At 73.6% G+C, this 5,347-nt stretch carries 2 protein-coding genes; both read right to left on the reverse strand.

The window, feature by feature from the left end:
- A partial coding sequence (locus CUT44_RS08595) for a type I polyketide synthase (protein WP_408646726.1) occupies positions 1 to 1,177 on the reverse strand: 1,177 nt, incomplete at its 3' end.
- Between the two features lie 60 nt (positions 1,178 to 1,237).
- Positions 1,238 to 5,347, reverse strand: a 4,110-nt coding sequence (locus tag CUT44_RS08600; protein WP_100201586.1) for a type I polyketide synthase, incomplete at its 5' end; no start/stop codon positions are given.

The raw sequence follows: 5,347 nt of genomic DNA on the forward strand, positions 1-5,347 counted from the left end.
GGGTGGCGTGGTGGATGGCGAGGACGGATTTGATGACGCCGGCGATGCCGGCGGCGGCTTGGGTGTGGCCGATGTTGGATTTGAGTGAGCCCAGCCAGAGGGGGTGGTCGGGGTTGCGGTGTTGGCCGTAGGTGTTGATCAGGGCTTGGGCTTCGATGGGGTCGCCCAGGGTGGTGCCGGTGCCGTGGGCTTCGACGGCGTCGATGTCGGTGGTGGTGAGGTTGGCGTTGGCCAGGGCTTGGTGGATGACGCGTTGTTGGGAGGGGCCGTTGGGGGCGGTCAGGCCGTTGGAGGCGCCGTCGGAGTTCACCGCGCTGCCCCGCACCACGGCCAGGACGGTGTGGCCGTTGCGGCGGGCGTCGGAGAGGCGTTCCAGCAGGAGCAGGGACATGCCTTCGGACCAGCCGGTGCCGTCGGCGGCGGCGGCGAAGGCCTTGCACCGGCCGTCCGCGGCCAGCCCCCGCTGCCGGGAGAACTCGATGAACGTGTTCGGTCGCGGCATGACCGCGACGCCGCCGGCCAGTGCCAGGTCGGACTCGCCCGACCGCAGCGACTGCACGGCCAGGTGCAGCGCCACCAGTGACGACGAGCACGCGGTGTCCACCGTCACCGCCGGACCCTCGAACCCGAACGTGTAAGACACCCGGCCCGAGACGAGACTGCCGGCGACGCCCGCGCCCTGGAACCCCTCGATCTCTGCGGGCGCGTGGGCCAGATCGGTGCCGTAGTCGTGGTACATGACTCCGGCGAACACCCCGGTCCTGCTGCCGTGCAGGGAGGTCGGGTCGATGCCCGCGCGTTCGAAGACCTCCCACGAGGTCTCCAGGAACAACCGCTGCTGCGGGTCCATCGCCAGCGCCTCACGCGGGGAGATGCCGAAGAACCTGGCGTCGAAGTCGCCGGCGTCGTGCAGGAAGCCGCCCTCGCGGACGTAGCTCTTGCCGGGGGCGTCCGGGTCGGGGTCGTAGAGGCCGTCGACGTCCCAGCCGCGGTCCGTGGGGAAGGGGGTGATCCCGTCGAGGCCCTGGTCCACGAACGTCCACAGGTCCTCGGGGGAGGCGATGCCGCCGGGCAGCCGGCACGCCATGCCCACGATCGCGATCGGCGCGGTGGCCCTGCCGCTGACCTCCGCGATTTCCCGCTGCAGGCGCTCGTTCTTGAGCAGGGATGCGCGCAGGGCCTCGACGACCGTGCTGTCGTGAGTGTTCATGCTCTCCTCCGAATCGTCGGGCGACCGTCAGCGGCCGCTCTCGTCCAGGGCCCTGGCGACCAGGCTCTCCACGCTCATGCCGGAGATGTCGCTCTCGCCTTCCGCCTCACCGGCCGTGGGGACGGGGGACGTCGGCGCCTCGAACCGGTCCGCGAGTTCGAGCAGCGGGGAGAGGACGCCGAGGTCCCGCAGCCGGCCCAGCGGCACGGAAGCCAGTACCCGGCGCAGTCGCTGCTCGCGGAGGCCGTCGACCTCTCCCGTGTCCACCGGCTCCGGGAACAGCAGGTCGTGCAGCCGCCGGGCGACCACGGCAGGGGTCGGATGGTCGAAGACCAGCGTGGCCGGCAGCCGGACCCCGGTCGCCGTGGCGATCCGGTTGCGCAGGTCGACGGCGGAGAGCGAGTCGAAGCCCATCTCCTTGAAGGACCGCTCGTGGTCGATCGCGTCCGCGTCCAGGTGGCCGAGCGCGTCCGCGGCGTGCGCACGGACGAGACCGACCAGCCGGTGGAGCCGCTGCTGCGGGGCCAGCCGCTCCAGGCTCCGGGCGAAGCCCTCCGCGGGCTCCTGCTCCGGCCGCGCCGCGGGACGTGTGCGCGGGACCAGGCCGTGCAGGACCGCAGGCACGTTCTCCAGCCGTCTCAGGGCGGCGACGTCGAACCTCGCCGGAAGGAGCGACGCGGTCCCGGAACGCACCGCCGTGTCGAACAGTGCCAGTCCCCGCTCCGACGGGAGCGGGCGCACGTACCCTCCGAGAGGACCCCGCCCGGTGTCGCGCAGGACCCTGGTCATCTCGCTGGCCTGTTCCCACAGGCCCCACGCCAGGGAGACAGCCGGCAGACCGAGGCTGCGCCGGTAGGCGGCGAGACCGTCGAGGAAGGCGTTGGCGGCGGCGTAGTTGCCCTGGCCGGCGCTGCCGAGCGTGCCGGCCGCCGAGGAGAACAGTACGAAGGAGGCCAGGTCCGCGCCCCGGGTGAGTTCGTGCAGGTACCAGGCGCCGTCGGCCTTCGCCGCGAGCACCGTGTCCATCCGGCCCGGCGTCAGGGCCGAGACCACGCCGTCGTCGAGCACCGCCGCGGTGTGGACGACGGAGGTGAGAGGGTGCTCGGCGGGGACCGTCGCCAGCAGTTTCGCCACGGCCTGCCGGTCGGAGACGTCGCAGGAGGCGACCGTCACCGCGGCGCCGAGCGCGGTGAGCTCGGCGTGGAGTGCGGCGGCGTCCGGGGTGCTCGGTCCATGCCGGCTCGTCAGCAGCAGGTGCCGGGCGCCGTGCTCGGTGATCAGATGGCGGGCCAGAAGCCTGCCCAGCGCGCCGGTTCCTCCGGTGATCAGCACGGTGCCGTCCGGGTCCAGCACCCGGCCCTGCCCGACGGGGCGGACCCGCGTCAGCCGGGGCACCGAGGCCGCGCCGGAGAGCAGGGCCAGCTGCTGCTCGCCCGTGGCGACGGCGGCCGGCAGCAGTTCGCGGGACTCGTCGTCGACGGCCGCGATCACGAACTCGCCGGGGTGCTCGAGCTGGGCGGAGCGGACCAGGCCCCACACGGCGGCCGACGCCGGATCGTGCCTGGTGTTCCGGGTCAGCACCACCAGCGGGCTTCCGCCCGGTTCGTCCAGCCTCCCCTGAATGGCCTCGAGTGCACGGGCCGTCAGCGTCCGCGCCTGCTGCGAGGGGCTGCCGGCCACCGGGGAGGTGAGGTCCAGGACGTGCTCGGGCGGTCGCGACGGGCTCCCGGGCACCGCCGCCGGCACCCACTCCAGCTCGAACAGCGGGTCGTCGGACGTGCCGGCGGCGGTGATCCGCTCGGTGTCGGCGGGCCGGGTGACCAGGGAACCCACCGTGGCCACGGGTGAGCCGGCGCCGTCCGCGATGTCCAGGCTCAGCGCGCCGCTGTCGGTGGTGCGTATCCGCACCCGCAGCGCGGTGGCCCCCAAGGCGTGTATGGCGACCGACTTCCAGGCGAACGGCAGGGAGATCCCCTGACCGTTGGAACCGGACGTGACAGCGCCCGCCTGGAGAGCCGAGTCCAGCAGCGCAGGGTGGAGGAGGAAACCCCCGGTGTCGTCGCCGGGGAACTCGGCTTCGGCGAACGTCTCGTCATTCCGGGTCCACACCGCCCGCAGCCCGCGGAACAGCGGACCGAGTTCGAGCCCGGTCTCCCCCTGACGCTCGTAGAAGTCCTCCAGCGGCACCGGCTCGGCCCCCGCGGGCGGCCAGCTCTGGAGCTCCGTGCCGACGGTCCGGGTGCCGGAGAGGAAACCGGCCGCGTGCCGGGTCCACCCGGCGTCAGGGGTGCCGTCGGGGCGGGAGTGGACCGCGAGCGGCCGCAGTCCGTCGGCGTCCTCCCCGCCCACGCTCACCCGCAGCTGGAGACCGCCGTCGTCGGGCAGCACCAGCGGCGCCTCGATCACCAGCTCGTCGACGGTGCCGGCCCCGACCTCGTCCCCGGCCCGGACCGCCATCTCCACCAGGGCGGTTCCCGGGAGCAGGACGGAACCGGCGACGGCGTGGTCGGCGATCCAGGGATGGGACTTCAACGAGACGCGGTTGGTGAACACGGCGCCACCCGATTCGGGAAGCGCGATCGCCGCGCCCAGCAGCGGGTGCCCGGTGGGGCCCGCGCCCAGCGCACCGAGATCAGCCGTCCGCACCGGTTCCAGCCAGAACCGCCTGTGCTCGAACGGGTAGGTGGGCAGGGGGACGCGGGAGCGGGGTCTGGGGCAGAACGCCGCCCAGTCGACACGGTGACCGCGGACGTGCAGGTGGGCGAGGGCGCCGGTCAGCGACCGGAGTTCCCGCTGCCTGCGCCGCAGGGCCGGGACCGCGGCTGTCGTGTCGCTGTTCTCCCGCACCAGCGCGGCCAGGGTGTCACCGGGGCCGATCTCCAGGGCCGTGGTCACGCCTTCGCCCTCCAGCGTCCGTACCGCGTCCCTGAACCGGACGGCGGCCCGGGCGTGCCGCACCCAGTAGTCGGGGCCGGCGATTTCGGCCGGGTCGGCGATTTCGCCGGTGACGTCGGAGACGACCGGGACGGTGGGGGCGGCGTACGTCAGCCCGGCCGCCACCCTGCCGAACTCCTCGAGCATCGCGTCGATGTGCGGCGAGTGGAAGGCGTGGCTGACGGTGAGCCGCTTGGTACGGCACCCCTGCTCGCGCAGCCGCTCCGCGAGGGTGAGCACCACATCCTCGTCGCCGGAGAGCACGACCGAGGCGGGGCCGTTGACCGCGGCGATGCCCACCTCGCGCTCGTGCCCGGCCAGGAGCGGCCGCACCACGTCCTCCGCAGCGTTGACCGCCACCATCGCGCCGGTGGCGGGCAGGGCCTGCATCAGGCGGCCCCGGGCACACACCAGGGCGGCCGCGTCGGCCAGGGAGAACACGCCCGCGACGTGCGCGGCGGCGATCCCCCCGACGGAGTGCCCCACCAGCACGTCCGGCCGCACCCCCCACCGGCCGAGCACCCGTGCGAGCGCGGTCTCGAGGGCGAACAGGGCGGGCTGGGTGTAGGCGGTGCTGTCGAGCAGGTCCGCGCCGGGCGTGCCGGGCTCGGCCAGGACGACATCGCGCAGCGGGACGTCCAGGTGCGCGTCCAGCTCCCCGCAGATCTCGTCGAACGCCTCCGCGAAGGCGGGCAGTTCCCGGTACAGCTCGCCTCCCATGCCGAGGCGCTGGCTGCCCTGCCCGGAGAACGCGAACGCCAACCTGCCCGGCACCGCCTTGCCGGTCACCACGGCCTCGGACGGCCTGTCGTCGGCCAGCGCCGCCAGCCCCCGGAGCAGTTCCTCCCGGTCGGCGCCGACGACCACGGCGCGGTGCTCCAGAAGGGTCCGTGTGGTGACGAGCGCGTGGCCGAGGTCGGCGATATCGGCCTCCAGGTCACCGGAGACGTGGTCGAGCAGGCGGCGGCCGAGTTCGGTCAGGGCGGTGGGGGTGCGGGCGGAGAGGAGCCAGGGGACGGGGGTGTCGTGGGCCGGTGGGGGTGTGTCGGCGGTGTCGGGTGTTTCGGGGGTGGGGGGTTGTTCGATGATGGCGTGGGCGTTGGTGCCGCTGGCACCGAAGGCTGAGATGCCGATGCGGCGGGGGTGGCCGGTGTGGGGCCAGGGTTGTGTTTCGGTCAGGAGGCGGACGTTTCCGGCGGTCCA

This window comes from Streptomyces carminius, assembly GCF_002794255.1.
Classification (GTDB): domain Bacteria; phylum Actinomycetota; class Actinomycetes; order Streptomycetales; family Streptomycetaceae; genus Streptomyces; species Streptomyces carminius.